Source organism: Pseudomonas sp. RL, assembly GCF_000647775.1.
In the GTDB taxonomy this organism is placed as follows: domain Bacteria; phylum Pseudomonadota; class Gammaproteobacteria; order Pseudomonadales; family Pseudomonadaceae; genus Serpens; species Serpens flexibilis.
This window is the reverse complement of the sequence record NZ_JBOY01000037.1, coordinates 15,267-30,816: the sequence shown is the minus strand read 5'-3', so window position 1 is coordinate 30,816 and position 15,550 is coordinate 15,267. Positions and strand designations below refer to the sequence as shown.

Below are 15,550 nucleotides of genomic sequence, written 5' to 3'. Positions count from 1 at the left end.
GCCGATCCCGGCCTGGGCGGCGCCGGCCAGGGGCAGCAGCGTGGCGGCGGCACTCAGGCCCAGCAGGTCCTTGAGCAGGCCGCGCCGGCCGGTCGAAGGCGTTTCATCAGATTTGCTCATGGCGTTTCCTCGCAGGCACTACTCAAAGCATTCCGGGCCACGCCAGGCGTGGTCCCGCGTGTTCATGGGCGTTTGGGCACAGTCGACTGATCCGGGGCGATCCGTTGCAGCGCGTGCGCGAGACTGGCGCGTGACAGCTCACCCAAGTGACTGCCCCGCTGCTGCCCCTCAGCGTCGTAGAACAGGGTGGTGGGCAGCATCCCCGAGCCGACCTGGGCGCCCAGTCGACTGCCGCTGTCCAGCAGCACGTTGTCCAGCCACAGGCCCTGGCTGGTCAGGTAGTCGCGCACCGTGCGCGCGCCCTCGCCCTGGTTGACGAACAGAAAGGTCACGCCGGGCTCTCGCTGCTGGGCCTCGGCAAGCACCGGCATCTCGCGCCGGCAGGGTGGACACCAGGTCGCCCACAGGTTGATGACCATTGGCCGGCCGTGGTAGTCGGCAAGCTGAACCGGACGTCCGTTCAGGTCGACCAGCGCCTGAACCGGCAAGCGGCTGGAACGCTCCAGGGCCTGGAGAATCAGGTGGCCGCTGCTCCAGAACAGCACGCCCGCCAGCAGGCCCAGGCCCAGCGGCCGGCGCAGCCGGGCATCCCGCCAGGTCTGCCAAAGACCCAGGGCCAGGCCGGCCAGCAGACCGGGAACGGCCAGGAAGCCGCCGTCGCGCAGGTCCAGCATGCTCCAGGGGGACTCGCGATACAGGTCGAAATACCGGACGACGAAGGACACCCGAGCGACCAGCAGGCCGACCAGCAGCAGGCGAAACAATTGCGGTTCGGGGTTGCAGGCGGATCGCCGGCCGCTCCACCAGCCCACCAGCAGGGCCAGGATGAAGCTGACGATCAGCAGGAACTGAGACATGCCCAGGGCCAGAGGGCCCGCATTCACACTCAACATCGGTTCACTCTCGCGAATTCGGATCAGCGGGCATCCTGTCCCTGGCCACGAGTCTGTGGCAGGGGGATTAAGGCGAGATTAAAGCCCTTGTCCCTGTGTGGATTTAGTCCTGGGACCGGATGACGCACCCGGACGGCAGTGCGGAGGGAACCGGAGCGCAGCCGCGGGCCAGCTGCGCCCGATCGCTTCAGGGCGCCGGGTTGGGCTGCTCGGCATGCATCTGTTCGATGGCCTGCAGCACGGTATCGCTCAGGGTGAGTTCCAGGCTGGCCAGGTTGCTGTCCAGCTGCTCCAGGGTGGTAGCGCCGATGATGTTGCTGGTCAGGAACGGGCGGCTGCTCACGTAGGCCAGTGCCATCTGCGCCGGATCGAGGCCGTGTTCGCGCGCCAGGGCGACATAGGCGCTGGCGGCCCGCCGCGCCTGCGGATTGTTGTAGCGCTGGAAGCGCGCGTAGAGCGTCAACCGCGCCTTCGGCGGCTGCGCGCCGTTCTCGTACTTGCCCGACAGCAGTCCGAACGCCAGCGGCGAATAGGCCAACAGGCCGACCTGTTCGCGGATGGCCATTTCCGCCAGGCCGATCTCGAAGCTGCGGTTGAGCAGGTTGTACGGGTTCTGGATCGACACGATACGCGGCCAGCCGCGGGTTTCGGCCAGGTGCAGAAACCGGTGCACCCCCCATGGCGTCTCGTTGGACAGGCCGATATGGCGAATCTTGCCGCTTCTCGCCAGTTCATCGAGCACTTCGAGGCTGTCCTCGATGGGCGTGATGTGCGCATCCGGATCGTGCCGGTAGCCCAGCTGGCCGAAGAAGTTGGTCTGCCGATCCGGCCAGTGCAACTGGTAGAGATCGATGTAATCGGTCTGCAGGCGCCGCAGGCTCTCCTCGACGGCACGGGTCAGGTTGGCGCGATCGAAGTGGTTGGTGCCGCCGCGGATGTGGGCCATGCCATTGCCGGGCGCGGCGGCCTTGCTGGCGATGATCCAGTCGCCCCGCCCGCCGTGCCGGCGCAGGTAATGGCCAATGATGGTCTCGGTGGCGCCATAGGTCGCGGCACTGGGCGGCACCGGGTACATCTCGGCGGTGTCGATGAGATTGATGCCCGCCGCCTGGGCGCGGCGGATCTGTTCGAATGCCTCGGCTTCGCTGTTCTGCTCGCCCCAGGTCATGGTGCCCAGTGCCAGGCTGCTGACCTGCAGCGACGTCTTGCCGAGTGGACGGTAGTGCATCCGAGTCTCCTCCGGTAGATGGGGATCAGAGCCTATCGTCATATCGGCCGGCAGGACACCGTTCAGCGCTCTTCACGCGCCGGTGCCTGGCCGTTGTCGAGATCGCCCAGGTCGGGATCGACGCCGACATCGTCCTCTTCACGTTCGTTGTCCGGCACCTGCTCGATGCCGGGCTCGCGGCGCGGCACTTGCTGTTCGGGCGTGCCGGGAAAGTCGATCTGATTGTCGCCGGGATCGCGCTGGGCCAGAACTCCGGATCGTCTCATCGTGCACCTCCCCTCAAAGGACCTGTGCAAGGTTCGAGGACGCGGTGCGACATTCGATTCCCCGAGCCGCCCTGCGGTCATCCGCAAGGCGGCAGGTACGCTCAGGCCGTTGCAGCCTTCTTCAGCACCACATGCATCTGGTCCTTCAGGCGCAGCTTCTCCTTCTTGAGGTTCTCGATCTCGGCCGGGGTGCCCGGTTCGATGTGCGCTTCCATGTTCTTGATGCGCTGGTCCAGTTCGTTGTGCTCGTCGAAGAGCCGGGAGAAGTGCGCATCGTCATTCTTCAGGCGGCTGATCAGGTCACGGTATTCGGGAAACATCGGTACGCTCCTTGTGGGCTCGTGTTGTGGGCCTTCGCAAAAAATCCTACGGGCGAAAACCCGGTGCCGGATAGGCGACCAAGCGCCTATCCGCCGTTCCATTGACATCGATCATGCCGCAAAGGCCCGTGCTTCCCGTCCGGCGCACCTTGCCGCACGGATGGCGGCTCGCGTACTGTATAAAAAAACAGTCTCCCCGCACACCATGCCTCCCGAGCTGTATTACCTGAGCAACTTCCACAAGGGCCTGGACTGGCTGGTCGAGCGCTCTGCCGACCTGCTGGACGACGCCGAGCGCGCCTTCATCGAGCGCTTCAGCGGCCTTGCCCAAGCCTCGCAGGCTCTGCTGGTGCGCATGATCATGCGCAAGGGGCCGCATTTTCGCGCCAGCAAGCTCACCTACCCGGAAATCGGCTGCCCCCGGGAGGCCGCCGCACCGTTGCTGGACAGCGGCTGGCTGGACACCCGCGCCGGGCTGAGCCTGGCCGAGCTGTTCGAGCAGTTGCGCAAGGACGAACTGGCTCGTCACCTGCCCGCCGCGCGCGCCCATGGGCGCATGAAGAAGAACGAACTGCTCGATCTGCTGGCCGCGCAGCATCCCGCGCCCCGCCCCTTCACCGAGTGGTGCCCGGCGCTGGACGACCCGCTCTACAGCCTGACCGTCGGTGCGCTGTGCGAACGGCTGCGCCTGATGTTCTTCGGCAACCTGCGCCAGGACTGGTCCGAGTTCGTGCTTGCGGATCTGGGCATCTTTCGCTACGAATGCGTGGAGATCGGTCCCGAATCGCGCGGATTCCGCCATCGCGAGGACCTGGACACCTACCTGGCCATCCAGTGCTGCCGGGACGATTGGGAAGCCGGCCAGCCACTCCAGGAGGTGCTGGCGGCCCTGCGCGGCCTGGACTGCCAGAACCCCTACCTGGCACGCCGGCGCGACAAGGTGTTGTTCCGGATCGCCCAGCAGCTGGAACGCGACGCCGAGCTGGAGCACGCCCTCGAGCTGTATGGCGAATGCCGCTATCCCGACGCCCGTCAGCGCCGCGTGCGCGTACTGGAACGCCTGAACCGCCCGACGGAGGCGCATGCCCTGGCGCTGGAAGCGCAGCGCGATCCGGAGAACCAGGCCGAGCTGCAACTGATCGAACGCGCCCTGGCGCGCCTGGACCGCCAGCTCGGTCTGGGCAAGCGGGTGCGCCCCGTCGAAACACCGGTCGCCCGCCTGGATCTGACCCTGCCCGCCCGCGGGGAGTGCGTCGAGCTGGCCGTGGCCCGGCACCTCTCAACGGCGGATGCGCCGGTGCATTACGTGGAGAACAGCCTGGTCTGCAGCCTGTTCGGCCTGCTGTGCTGGGAGGCGATCTTCGCGCCCGTGCCGGGCGCGTTCTTCCACCCCTTCCACAGCGGACCAACCGATCTGTACAGCGCGGACTTCCGCAGCCGGCGCACCGAGGTGTTCGCGCGCTGCCTGCAGCGTCTGGACGACGGCGCGTACCGGTCGCATCTGCGCCAGGTGTACGCCGCCAAGCAGGGTATCCAGTCGCCATTCGTGCACTGGGGCGCGCTGGACGAAACCCTGCTGGACCTGGCGCTGCGCTGTATTCCTGCCGCGCACATCAAGGCCTGGTGCCTGCGCCTGCTTGACGACCTGCGCGCCAACCGCGCCGGCATGCCGGACCTGATCCAGTTCTGGCCGGCCGAGGGTCGCTACCGAATGATCGAGGTGAAAGGCCCGGGCGATCGTCTGCAGGACAACCAGCGCCGCTGGCTGGCCTTCTGCGCCGAGCACGGCATGCCGGTGGAAGTCTGCTACGTGCAATGGGCAACCGCGTGAGCTACCGGGTCGCGGTGCGCGCGCTGTGCGAGTTCGCCGCCAAGGTTGGCGACCTGGACCTGCGTTTCACCCCCTCGCCTACCGCCCAGGAAGGCATCGCCGGACACCAGGCGGTGGTGGCGCGGCGCGGCGCCGAGTACCTGGCCGAGTACCGCCTGAGCGGCGAGTACCGCATGCTGACCGTGAGCGGCCGCGCTGACGGCTACGACCCGGCGCAGAACCTGCTGGAGGAGATCAAGACCCATCGCGGCGCGGTGGAGCGCATCCCCGACAACCATCGCCAGCTGCATTGGGCGCAGGCGAGAGTCTACGGCTGGCTGCTGTGCCGGGAGCGCGAACTGGAAACCATCGAGCTGGCGGTGGTGTATTACAACGTGCTGAGCAAGAAGGAGACGGTGTTCCGGGAGACCTTCCCGGCCGACGCACTACGCAGCTTCTTCGAAACCCTGTGCGAGCGTTTCATCACCTGGGCCGAGCAGGAGGTCGCGCACCGCCGCGCCCGCGACAGCGGGCTGGAGCAGCTGCGTTTCCCCCATCCAGCCTTTCGCACTGGGCAGCGCGAACTGGCCGAGGCGGCGTATCGCGCCGCCCGTGACGGTCGCTGCCTGATGGCGCAGGCCACCACCGGCATCGGCAAGACCCTGGGCACGATCTTCCCGCAACTGAAGGCCTTTCCCGGGCAGCAGCTGGACCGGCTGTTCTTCCTCACCGCCAAGACCACCGGCCGGCACCTGGCGCTGGAAGCCCTGACCACGTTGCGCGAACAGCCGGCTGCCCAGCCGTTGCGTGTGCTGGAACTGACCGCCCGCGACAAGGCCTGCGAACATCGCGACAAGGCCTGCCACGGGGAGTCCTGCCCCCTGGCCAGGGGGTTCTACGATCGGCTGCCGACCGCACGCCAGGCGGCCGCCGAGCGCGGCTGGCTTGATCAGGACAGCCTGCGCGAGATCGCCCTGGACCACCAGATCTGTCCCTACTACCTCGCCCAGGAAATGGCCCGCTGGGCCGACGTGGTGGTCGGCGACTACAACTACTTCTTCGATCTCAGCGCACTGCTCTACAGCCTGACGGTGCTCAACGACTGGCGCGTGACGCTGCTGGTGGACGAGGCCCACAACCTGATCGAGCGCGGGCGTGCCATGTACAGCGCCGAGCTGGACCAGCGCGCCTTCCGCGCCCTTCGGCGCAGCGCCCCGGCGGGTCTGAAATCGGCACTGGAGCGCGTCAACCGCCACTGGAACCAGCTGCACCGCGACCAGGAAGTGCCCTATCAGGTGTATCCCGCCGCGCCGGACCTGTTTCTGCTCGCCCTGCAGAAGGCGGTCAGCGCCATCACCGATCACCTGACCGACCAGCCCACCGGCAACGACGCCGAGCTGCTGCGCTTCTACCTGGATGCCCTGGTGTTCTGCCAACTGGGCGAGGCCTTCGGCGAGCATTCGCTGTTCGACATCACCCGCGAGGAAGACAGCGCGCGTCAGTCCACCTCGGTACTGTGCCTGCGCAATGTGGTGCCGGCGTATTTCCTGGCCGAACGCTTTCGCGCCGCCCACAGCTGCACACTGTTTTCGGCCACCCTCGGCCCGGCCAGCTTCTACGCCGACCTGCTGGGCCTGCCCGAGGAGACGCCCTGGCTGAACGTGGCCTCGCCATTTCGCGCCGAGCAGTTGCAGGTGCGGGTCACCCGCGATCTGTCCACCCGCTACCAACACCGCGCCGAATCGCTGCAGCCGATCAGCGATTTGCTGGCCCGCCAATTTGCCGAGCGGCCCGGCAACTACCTGGCGTTCTTCAGCAGCTACGCCTATCTGCAGCAGGTGCTCGATCAGTTCCAGGCTGGGCATCCCGACGTGCCGGTGTGGGTGCAGTCGCGGCAGATGGACGAAGCCGAGCGGCAACGCTTTCTCGAGCAGTTCCGCCTCGGCGGACGCGGCATCGGTTTCGCGGTGCTGGGCGGCGTGTTCGGCGAAGGCATCGACCTGCCCGGTGACCGGCTGATCGGCGCCTTCATCGCCACCCTCGGCCTGCCGCAGATCAATCCGGTCAACGAGCAGATGAAGCAGCGCATGCAGGCGATGTTCGGCCGCGGCTACGACTACACCTACCTGTATCCGGGTCTGCAGAAAGTGGTGCAGGCGGCGGGCCGGGTGATCCGCACTCCGGAGGACAGCGGCACGCTCCATCTGCTGGATGATCGTTTCGCCCTGCCCGAGGTGCGCCGCCTGTTGCCGGTCTGGTGGGACGTGCAGGGGATGCGACTCAAGGTGCCACAGGCAGGCCCGTTGTGACGAAGGGCCGCCGGGCCGCTGGTGCCCGGCCAGCCGCTGAGAGATCATAGGCGCCCTGCCGCAACCCGACCTGGCTGTTCATCATGTGCTTGTTCAGCGCCGCCAATGCCCCCGCCCGCCCTCTCCGGGAATCCTTGCCAACTGCGCCCAGCGGCGCCAGGCAGGCCTGACGATGGCCGGTTGCCTGGTCTACCTGATCGGTCCCTCCGGCTCCGGCAAGGACAGCCTGCTGCGTGCTGCCGCCGAGCCGCTGGCGGCCATGGGTGCGTGCATCGCCACCCGCCTGATCACCCGGCCCAGCGGCAGCATCGGCGAGGAGCAGGCCATCGGCCTGGACCCACAGGAATTCCGCGCACGCCGTGAGCGGGGCGAGTTCGCCCTGCACTGGCAGGCCAATCAGCTGGAGTACGCGATTTCTCGCGAGATCGATGCCTGGCTGGACGCCGGGCGTACCGTGGTGGTCAATGGTTCACGCGGGCATCTCGACGTGGCGCGACGCGCCTATCCCACCTTGCTGCCGATCCTGCTGCACGTGGAAGAGACGATCCTGCGCCAGCGGCTGCACAACCGCGGCCGGGAAACCCCGCAGCAGATCGAGGCGCGTCTGCAGCGCAGTCGACAGATGAGCCAGGAACTCGCCGGCGAGTCCGGCCTGCGCATCCTCGACAATTCCGGCCCGCTGGAAGACAGCGTGCGGCGCATGCTGACGCTGATCGCCGAACACTGCGACCGCTCCGCCCCGGGACTTGATTCCGGTCAAGGCTGACCGGCGCCGTGCGACGGAGGATGAGCCGGCGCAGCGAGGTGTTGACCATGGCCAAGAAATTTCCGCTACAGCCCGCCCATCCCGAGCGCATCTGCTGGGGATGCGACCGCTACTGCCCGGCCGAATCCCTGGCCTGCGGCAATGGCGCCGACCGCACCCAGCACCCCAGCGAAGTGTGGGGCGACGACTGGCACGCCTTTGGTGGCTGGAAGGTGGAAGGCGACACGGCAGTGGCCGTCGAGCCGGAAGCCTTGATCCACCGCAGCTGACAGGTTTCCCCCCGCCATCCGCAGGGGGAAACCCACATCGTTACAGCAGTTCCGCGCGCAGCTGCTCGGGGGTCTTGATGGACAGCAGGCCGGGCGCCACATCGAAGGCCGTCTTGGCGCCGATCTGGCCCTGCTGGTTCAGGCGATATCCGGCGCGGGCATAGGCCACCAGCACGCTGGCGGTGAATTCGGGGTTGCTGTCCAGTTGCAGGGAATACTCGATCACCTGGTTGTGCGTCTCGCTGGTACTGCCGCTGCGGATCACGAAACCGCCATGGGGCATGCGGTCATGCTCGCGGCGCAAGGTCTCCTCGCTGATGAAATGCACGCGGGTGTCATAGTCGGCGAAGTAGTTGGGCATGCTGACGATGGCCTGCTCCACCGCCACGGCATCGGCGCCCTCGGCCAGCACCACATGGCATTCGCGGGTGTGCTTCTGGCGGGTGCTCAGCTCGGGGCGCGCACCGCTGCGCACCTGTTCGATCGCCTCGGGCGAGGGAATCGTGTACTGCACGCCGGCCTTGACGCCGGGCACGCGGCGAATGGCGTCCGAATGCCCCTGGCTCAGCCCCTTGCCCCAGAAGGTGTAGGTGGCGCCGTCGGGCAGCAGGGCTTCGCCGTACAGGCGGTTGATGGAGAACAGGCCCGGGTCCCAGCCGATGGAGATCAGCGCGGTCTTGCCGGCGGCCCGCGCCGGGGCGTCCACCGACTCGAAATACTCGGGAATCCGCGCGTGGGTGTCGAAACTGTCGACGATATTGAACAGGGCCGCCATCTCCGGACCCTGCTGCGGCAGGTCGTCCTTGGAGCCGCCGCAGAGGATCAGCACGTCGATGGCGTCCTTGAAGTCCGGCAGTGCGGCGATGGGATGCACTGGCGTGTTCGCGAACAGCGGCGTCAGCGACTCGGGTGCGCGCCGGGTGAAAATACCCACCAGCGTCATGTCCGGATTCTTCGCGATGGCGGCTTCCACGCCGCGTCCCAGGTTGCCGTAGCCGGCGATGCCGATGCGAATCTGCTTGCCCATAAATACCTTGCTGAAAAATGACCCATTTTGGGGCATGACTGCCCAGCGGCGCACGATACACCATTTCGCCGCGCTTTCTCCCGCGAGCCGGGATTGGCGGCCGCGGGCGCCTGGGATAGGATCGGCTCGTCGTCAAATATTTGATACAAGGCCGACCAGAATGATGAACAGTCACCCCGAGTCGTACTATGCAGCGTCGGCCAACCCGGCCCCGCTGCGTCCGCCGCTAGTGGAATGCATCGACACCGACGTTTGCGTGATCGGCGCTGGCTATACCGGGCTGTCCACGGCGCTGTTCCTCGCCGAGCAGGGTTTCCGGGTCGTGGTGCTGGAGGCCGTGCAGGTCGGGTTCGGCGCCTCGGGTCGCAACGGGGGCCAGATCGTCAACAGTTACAGCCGTGACATCGATGTGGTGGAGCAGCATGTCGCTGCAGACCAGGCTCGCCTGATCGGCGAGATGGCCTTCGAGGGCGGACGCATCATTCGCGAGCGGGTCGAGCGCTACGGCATCGCCTGCGACCTGAAGTCGGGTGGCGTATTCGCCGCCTTCACTCCCCGGCAGTTGCGCAATCTGGAAGAACAGAAGCGCTTGTGGGAACGCTTCGGCTACCACCACCTGGAGATGCTGGACAATCGCGGCATCCGCGAGGTGGTGGCCAGCACCCGCTACATCGGCGGCATGCTGGATCGCCAGGGCGGTCACCTGCACCCGCTGAACCTGGCGCTGGGCGAAGCGGCGGCCTTCGAGTCCCTGGGCGGTGTCATCCATGAGCACAGCCCGGCGGTGCGGATCGAACGAGGCGCCCGGCCGGTGGTGCACACCCCCCAGGGCCAGGTCCGGGCGAACTTCCTGGTCGTGGCCGGCAACGCCTATCTGGGCGGGCTGCTCCCGGAACTGGCGGCCAAGTCGATGCCCTGCGGCACCCAGGTGATCGCCACCGAACCCCTGCCGGAGGAGCTCGCATGCAGCCTGCTGCCGCAGGACTACTGCGTCGAGGACTGCAACTACCTGCTGGATTATTACCGCCTCTCCGCCGACCGACGCCTGATCTATGGCGGTGGCGTGGTCTACGGCGCCCGGGACCCGGCGAACATCGAAGCGATCATCCGGCCCAAGATGCTCAAGACCTTCCCGCAACTGGCGAAGGTGAAAATCGAATACGCCTGGACCGGCAACTTCCTGCTGACCCTGTCTCGCCTGCCGCAGGTCGGCCGGATCGGCGACAACATCTACTACTCCCAGGGCTGCAGCGGCCACGGCGTCACCTACACCCATGTGGCCGGCAAGGTCCTGGCGGAGGCGCTGCGCGGGCAGGCCGAGCGCTTCGACGCCTTCGCCAGCCTCCCCCATTACCCGTTCCCGGGTGGGCGTCTGTTCCAGGCGCAGTTCAGCGCATTGGGCGCCTGGTACTACAGCTTGCGGGATCGTTTGGGGGTGTGAAGACCGGCGCAGAGCCGGTCTTCGATGGGCACACAGCCATCGGGGGCGGGATTCACGGCAGGGCCAGTCCGGGCCTACGGAGCAGCGGACCCGCACGATGCCGGCAATGCCACGCAGCGGCCCGCTTGTGCCGCCACCGCCAGTGGCGCGCGAAACCGCCGATCCTCGGGCGCCAATGCCGCAGCGCACTGCCGCGCCAGACGGGCCTGGTCGTTACAGCCCTGGGCAGCCAGCACTTCCGAGAGGTTGAACCAGCCGGCAGCAAATCCCGGTGAGCGCTGCACACTGCGCCGCAGGGCATCGGCCGCCCCCGGTTGATCCCCGCGGGCGTGGAGGCGATTGCCCAGCGCGAACCAGGGCAGCGCTTCCGCCGGCCAGCGCTGCGTCGCCGCCTGATAGGCGCGTTCACTGGCAGCCGGCTGGCCGGTCTCCTCCAGGTCGCTGGCGGCCCGCAGCCAGGTCAGGGGTGTTGCCGTGGCCGGCAACTGGCCAGGGTCCGTCACCACCACCGCCCAGCGCTCACCGCGCTGCCAGGTGCGCATGAAGGTGGCGAAATCGACTTCCAGCCGGTGGGTCACCCCCGAGCGCAGCACCAGCATCTCCCGCGTGCGGTCGTAGCCGACCACCACGGCGAAATGCCAGGTCGGCCGCCAGTTGAATGCCAGATTCTGCAGCACCAGCACGGGATTGCCAGCCGCCACCTCGGCCAGGATGCTGTCCAGGCGGGCATCCAGCGGGTAGACCAGTTGCCCGGCCTGGCGTGCGGCGGCCACCAGCTCCACCTGCAGGCTGCCCTGCCGCCCGGGCAGAAACACCCGGTCCCTGAGCGCGTCCGGGCTGCTCTGGACACCGCCATGCACCAGCACCGTGGCCAGTGCGGCCGGGCCGCACTGGTATGCGTCCTGCGCAAAGAACGGAACCTGGGTCAGCTCTACGCGTGCCGGGAGCTGCGCGGTTTGCGGCTGCAACACCGGGGAGCGCGCGCAGGCGCCTAGCGTCGCCAGCACCAGTACGAGGCCGAGACGGATCAGCGTATGCACCGGATGAAGCTGAAGATGTCGGTGGCACAGAGCATGTCGGTGATGATGAAGATCACCAGGAACAGCACGATGATGCCGACCACACTACCGCCGGCGGGCGCCTGTTCCAGTTGCTGGTTGAACTGCGCCAGCTCGGCGGCCGTCAGGCTGTTGATGCGCTGCTCCACCTGATCGGGCGCCACACCCAGCGCGGCCAGCTTCTCCTTCACGCCCTGATCTTCGAGCATGTCCAGCAGTTGCTGGCGGTCGACCTGCAGCTGCTGTTCGGCGATGACTTCCGAGGTGCCAACCATGGCCTGGGCGGCCGGCATCTGAACCACCACCAGCAGATGGAAGGCCGCCAGGACGGCGGCCAGATGACGCATGAACCGTTGGGCGATCATGTTCGCTGACTCCTTGAGGGCGGGAACCCCTGGTAGACCATGGAGCCCCGGCGCCGTTCGGCCTGTACTCCAGGCGAGGCGCCGAGGCCTCTCAGGATGTGCGCAACCTCGCAATAACCCAGGCGGTCACCTGGCGAGCCAGTTCATCGCTGGCCCGGCCCAGCGCCGCCACCGCTGCCTCGACGGAGCGGCCATCCGCCGCCACTTCGCCCTGGAACTTCTGGCTTGCCAGCACCAGGCGCTTGCCGCCTCCCAGCAGCGTCGCCTGCATGCGCACCACAGCCACTGGCTGGTCTTGGCGGTATTCGATCTGGAATGCCTGCAGCTCGCCCGCCAGCTCGAACCCCGCCAGCGCCCTCATCTGGTCACTCACCACCGCATCAAACGCCTCGCTGGCGCGCAGCTGCTCCATCAACCGGTCACGCAGCAGAATCGGCGCATGATTGCTCCAGCGCACCCCTGGGTAGGCACTGAGCCGCTCCGGTTCGGGTGCAACCAGGATGCGCGTGCCGTCGATCAGGGGCGAGGCCTGTGGCCGGCTGACGCGCAGCGTGTCCTTCAGGGGCGCCGCGGGGACCGGGACGTCCGTGTGGGTCAGGTGCGGCAACTGGTAGACCCGCAGCTCCTCGCTTTCGGGGAGGATGGAGCAGCTGGCCAGCAGGCCGAAGAACACGGGCAGGAGCATCTTCATGGGCGAAATTCCTCCAGGGTGTCGCGTTGCAGCAGGTAACCGGCGGGGTTCTGCTCCAGCCGGCGGCTGAAGGTACGCAGCGAATCCAGCGATTCGCCCAGGTCCTGCAGCATGGGCCCGAGTCCAGCCAGCCCCTGCATGCCGCTTTCCAGCGAATCGCGGTTGTCGACCAGCAGAGTTTCCACCTCGCGGCTGCTGCGCTGCAGGGAGTTCATGGTCGCGAGGGCCTGGCGCAGAATCTGCCGGCCTTCCTGGTCGAGCAGGCCGTCGAGACTGCGCAGCACCCCGCTCGCGTGGTTCAACGAGGCATTCAGGCGGGTCATGGCCTGGTCGAGTCCCCCGCTCTGGCCGGCCAGGTTGCCGGTCGCCTGCTCGATGTTGACGACGATCTGGCCGAAGCGGGTGATGTTGGCCTCGGAGAACATCCGGTTGGCCTGGTCCAGCAGCCGGGTGATGCTGGTGATCAGATCCTCGCCGCCGGACATCAGCTTAGCGATCGGCGAGGGGTCGGCGACGATAACCGCCGGCTGGTCGGGGCGAGTGCGCAACGGCGGGCTTTCGGGCGTGCCGCCCAGCAGCTGGATGATCGCCGTGCCGGTGACGCCGGTAATCGACAGGCGCGCGCGGGTGTCCTGCTTGATCGGCGAGCCGGCCGCCACGCGAATGCGCGCCCGCACCTTGCGCGGGTCATCCGGGTCGAGCCACAGAGCCACCACATCGCCAATGCGGATGCCGTTGTATTCCACAGCGCTGCCCTTGGACAGCCCGGTCACGGTCTCCTCGAACACCACCTCATACTCGCCGAACGAGCGATCCGACTGGCTCTTGGCCAGCCAAAGTGCGAACAGCAGGCCGCCGATCACCAGCAGGACGGTGAACAGACCGATCAGGACATGATGCGCTCGGGTTTCCATCAGCGACTCCCTGCCGCCTGCCGGGCGGCCTGAGCGGCCGCGCGCCCGCGCGGCCCGTGAAAGTAATCCTGGATCCAGGGGTCGTCGGTGGCGGCCACAACGTCCAGGCGATCCGCCACCAACACCTTGCGATTGGCCAGCACGGCCACCCGGTCGCAGATCGCATACAGCGTGTCCAGATCGTGGGTGACCAGGAACACACTCAGCCCCAGCGCATCGCGCAGCGTGGCGATCAGCGTATCGAAGGCGGCCGCGCCCACCGGATCGAGACCCGCAGTGGGCTCGTCCAGAAAAAGGATCTCCGGGTCCAGGGCCAGTGCCCGGGCCAGCGCGGCGCGCTTGACCATGCCGCCGGAGAGTTCGGCCGGATACTTGTCCGCGGCGTTCAGCGGCAGCCCGGCCAGAGTCAGCTTGAGCCGCGCCAGGCGCTCCGCCTCGGGACGCTTCAGCCCGCTGTGCTCGATCAACGGCAGGGCGGTGTTTTCCAGCACCGTCAGCGAGGTGAACAGCGCGCCGCGCTGGTACAGCACGCCCAGGCGCCGCTCCAGGCGGGAACGCGCCTCCGGCGATTGCCGTTCCAGCTGTTCGCCCAGTACGCGGATGTCGCCGGCATTGGGCCGGCGCAAGCCGACGATGCTGCGTAGCAACACCGACTTGCCGGTTCCCGAACCGCCTACCACACCCAGCACCTCGCCACGGTACAGGTCCAGATCCAGGTCCTCGTGCACCGTCTGGCTGCCGAAGCGGTTGACCAAGCCGCGCACCTCGATAACCGTAGCCCGCATCACCAGCCCATCTCCATGAGAAACAGCGCCGCCAGGGCATCCACCAGGATGACCATGAAGATCGACTGCACCACGCTGGAGGTGGTGTGTTCGCCCACCGACTGGGCGCTGCCGCTCACCCGGAAGCCCTCCAGGCAGCCGATCACCGCGATGAGGAAGGCGAAGATCGGCGCCTTGGCCATACCCACCAGGAAATGCCGCACGTCTACACCGTTCTGGATGATGCTCAGGTACAGGCTGGGCGGGATGTCCAGCGACAGCATGCACACGACGGCGCCACCCAGCATGCCGCTGAGCATGGCGATGAAGGTCAGTAACGGCAGCGCGATCAGCAGGGCGAACACCCGGGGCAACACCAGCAATTCCAGCGGGTCCAGCCCGAGTGTGCGGATGGCGTCCAGCTCCTCGTTGGCCTTCATGGAGCCGATCTGCGCGGTGAACGCACTGGCTGTGCGCCCGGCCAGCAGGATGGCGGTCAGCAGCACGCCGAATTCGCGCAGAAAGGAATAGGCCACCAGGTCGACGGTGTACTGGGTGGCACCGAAGTCGGCCAGCACGGTGGCGCCCAGGAAGGCGACCACGGCTCCAACCATGAAGGTCAGAAGGGCGACGATGGGCACCGCATCCAGGCCGGACTGTTCCAGGTGCGCGACCAGCGATGTCATGCGCCAGCGGCGCGGCCGCAACAGCACGCTGGCCATGGTGGTCAGCACCAGGCCGATGAAGCCGAGCAGGCCGACCGCATGCCGCCACAGCGCTTCCACCGCCCGGCCTATCTGCTCGAGCAGCTCCAGCAGCGTCGAGCGCCTCGGCGGCACTTCGCCAGGCGCCGCGCCCTGCAGGGCGCGGGCCACGGTGCGTAACAGCGCCCGTCGCTCCTCGGACAAGCCCTCCGCACGGTCCGCCAGCTCCAGCAGGCGATCAGCGCCGAACAGTTCGGCGAGCAGCGCGGCGCCGGCGGTATCCAGCCCTTGCAGTTCACTCATGTCGACCTGGCGCGCGCGGGTCGAAGCCTCCTTCCAGCGCGCCAGTCCCGCCTGCAGCCGCGCATAGTGCGCGAGCGTCCAGGCACCGCCCAGTCGCAACGAGGCGGTGTCTTCGTCGTAGCGGATATCGGCGCGCGGGATCATGTGGCCAGCTTAGCAACTGCTGGCTGGCCTGCCGGCGGACCTGTCGCGCCAGGCACAACGGCGCTGATCAGGCCGCCACCCCTGAATCCCAGGGGCTTTGATACAGATCAAAGAGCCCCCCTGCCCCCCCACCTAGACTCAGCGCCACTCAAGAACTC

16 protein-coding genes are annotated in these 15,550 nt (G+C 67.4%); 5 read left to right on the top strand and 11 right to left on the bottom strand.

Going from position 1 to position 15,550, the window contains the following annotated elements:
- Positions 1-182: 182 nt before the first annotated feature.
- The 4 genes from AS93_RS0106990 to AS93_RS0106975 all read right to left on the bottom strand — a co-directional run bounded on the left by AS93_RS0106990 (position 183) and on the right by AS93_RS0106975 (position 2,827).
- Positions 183-1,013: a TlpA disulfide reductase family protein gene (locus AS93_RS0106990; RefSeq protein ID WP_027589954.1), complete on the bottom strand. Its 831-nt coding sequence runs from the start codon at positions 1,011-1,013 to the stop codon at positions 183-185.
- Between the two features lie 187 nt (positions 1,014-1,200).
- On the bottom strand, positions 1,201-2,241 hold the full coding sequence (locus AS93_RS0106985; RefSeq protein ID WP_027589953.1) for an NADP(H)-dependent aldo-keto reductase: 1,041 nt from the start codon (positions 2,239-2,241) through the stop codon (positions 1,201-1,203).
- A 62-nt stretch (positions 2,242-2,303) separates the two neighbouring features.
- Positions 2,304-2,507, bottom strand: a complete 204-nt coding sequence (locus AS93_RS0106980; RefSeq protein WP_027589952.1) for a hypothetical protein — start codon at positions 2,505-2,507, stop codon at positions 2,304-2,306.
- Positions 2,508-2,608: 101 nt separating this feature from the next.
- Complete coding sequence (locus tag AS93_RS0106975) at positions 2,609-2,827, bottom strand: YdcH family protein (RefSeq protein ID WP_027589951.1); 219 nt, start codon at positions 2,825-2,827, stop codon at positions 2,609-2,611.
- A 205-nt stretch (positions 2,828-3,032) separates the two neighbouring features.
- Between AS93_RS0106975 and AS93_RS0106970 the strand changes: the two genes are divergently transcribed.
- The 4 genes from AS93_RS0106970 to AS93_RS0106955 all read left to right on the top strand — a co-directional run bounded on the left by AS93_RS0106970 (position 3,033) and on the right by AS93_RS0106955 (position 7,981).
- The gene (locus AS93_RS0106970) at positions 3,033-4,658 is read left to right on the top strand and encodes a VRR-NUC domain-containing protein (RefSeq protein WP_027589950.1); all 1,626 of its coding nucleotides are present in this window, start codon (positions 3,033-3,035) and stop codon (positions 4,656-4,658) included.
- Positions 4,655-6,946 carry an ATP-dependent DNA helicase gene (locus tag AS93_RS0106965; protein WP_027589949.1) on the top strand — a complete coding sequence of 764 codons (2,292 nt, stop codon included), beginning with the start codon at positions 4,655-4,657 and terminating at the stop codon, positions 6,944-6,946. The genes AS93_RS0106970 and AS93_RS0106965 overlap by 4 nt, the downstream gene beginning before the upstream one ends.
- A gap of 172 nt (positions 6,947-7,118) precedes the next feature.
- Positions 7,119-7,712, top strand: coding sequence for a phosphonate metabolism protein/1,5-bisphosphokinase (PRPP-forming) PhnN (phnN, locus tag AS93_RS0106960; RefSeq protein ID WP_027589948.1), 594 nt, complete (start codon positions 7,119-7,121; stop codon positions 7,710-7,712).
- Between the two features lie 47 nt (positions 7,713-7,759).
- Complete coding sequence (locus tag AS93_RS0106955) at positions 7,760-7,981, top strand: DUF3079 domain-containing protein (protein WP_027589947.1); 222 nt, start codon at positions 7,760-7,762, stop codon at positions 7,979-7,981.
- A 40-nt stretch (positions 7,982-8,021) separates the two neighbouring features.
- On the opposite strand, the gene AS93_RS0106950 is transcribed toward AS93_RS0106955, so the two are convergent.
- Complete coding sequence (locus AS93_RS0106950) at positions 8,022-9,008, bottom strand: diaminopimelate dehydrogenase (protein WP_027589946.1); 987 nt, start codon at positions 9,006-9,008, stop codon at positions 8,022-8,024.
- A gap of 160 nt (positions 9,009-9,168) precedes the next feature.
- Between AS93_RS0106950 and AS93_RS0106945 the strand changes: the two genes are divergently transcribed.
- A complete protein-coding gene (locus tag AS93_RS0106945) occupies positions 9,169-10,449 on the top strand; it encodes an FAD-binding oxidoreductase (RefSeq protein WP_027589945.1) in 1,281 nt (426 codons plus the stop codon).
- A 74-nt stretch (positions 10,450-10,523) separates the two neighbouring features.
- Here AS93_RS0106945 and AS93_RS0106940 read toward each other — a convergent pair whose 3' ends face one another.
- The 6 genes from AS93_RS0106940 to AS93_RS0106915 form a co-directional block, all read right to left on the bottom strand.
- Positions 10,524-11,489, bottom strand: coding sequence for a PA2778 family cysteine peptidase (locus AS93_RS0106940; RefSeq protein WP_051587369.1), 966 nt, complete (start codon positions 11,487-11,489; stop codon positions 10,524-10,526).
- A complete protein-coding gene (locus AS93_RS0106935; RefSeq protein ID WP_027589943.1) occupies positions 11,477-11,872 on the bottom strand; it encodes a PA2779 family protein in 396 nt (131 codons plus the stop codon). The genes AS93_RS0106940 and AS93_RS0106935 overlap by 13 nt, the downstream gene beginning before the upstream one ends.
- A gap of 91 nt (positions 11,873-11,963) precedes the next feature.
- On the bottom strand, positions 11,964-12,563 hold the full coding sequence (locus tag AS93_RS0106930) for an ABC-type transport auxiliary lipoprotein family protein (RefSeq protein WP_027589942.1): 600 nt from the start codon (positions 12,561-12,563) through the stop codon (positions 11,964-11,966).
- Entirely contained in the window at positions 12,560-13,477 is a 918-nt protein-coding gene (locus AS93_RS0106925; RefSeq protein ID WP_027589941.1) for an MlaD family protein, read from the bottom strand. The genes AS93_RS0106930 and AS93_RS0106925 overlap by 4 nt, the downstream gene beginning before the upstream one ends.
- Entirely contained in the window at positions 13,477-14,262 is a 786-nt protein-coding gene (locus AS93_RS0106920) for an ATP-binding cassette domain-containing protein (RefSeq protein WP_162172919.1), read from the bottom strand. Before AS93_RS0106920 ends, AS93_RS0106925 begins: the two co-directional genes overlap by 1 nt.
- Positions 14,262-15,392, bottom strand: coding sequence for an ABC transporter permease (locus AS93_RS0106915; protein ID WP_051587368.1), 1,131 nt, complete (start codon positions 15,390-15,392; stop codon positions 14,262-14,264). Before AS93_RS0106915 ends, AS93_RS0106920 begins: the two co-directional genes overlap by 1 nt.
- Positions 15,393-15,550 lie beyond the last annotated feature (158 nt).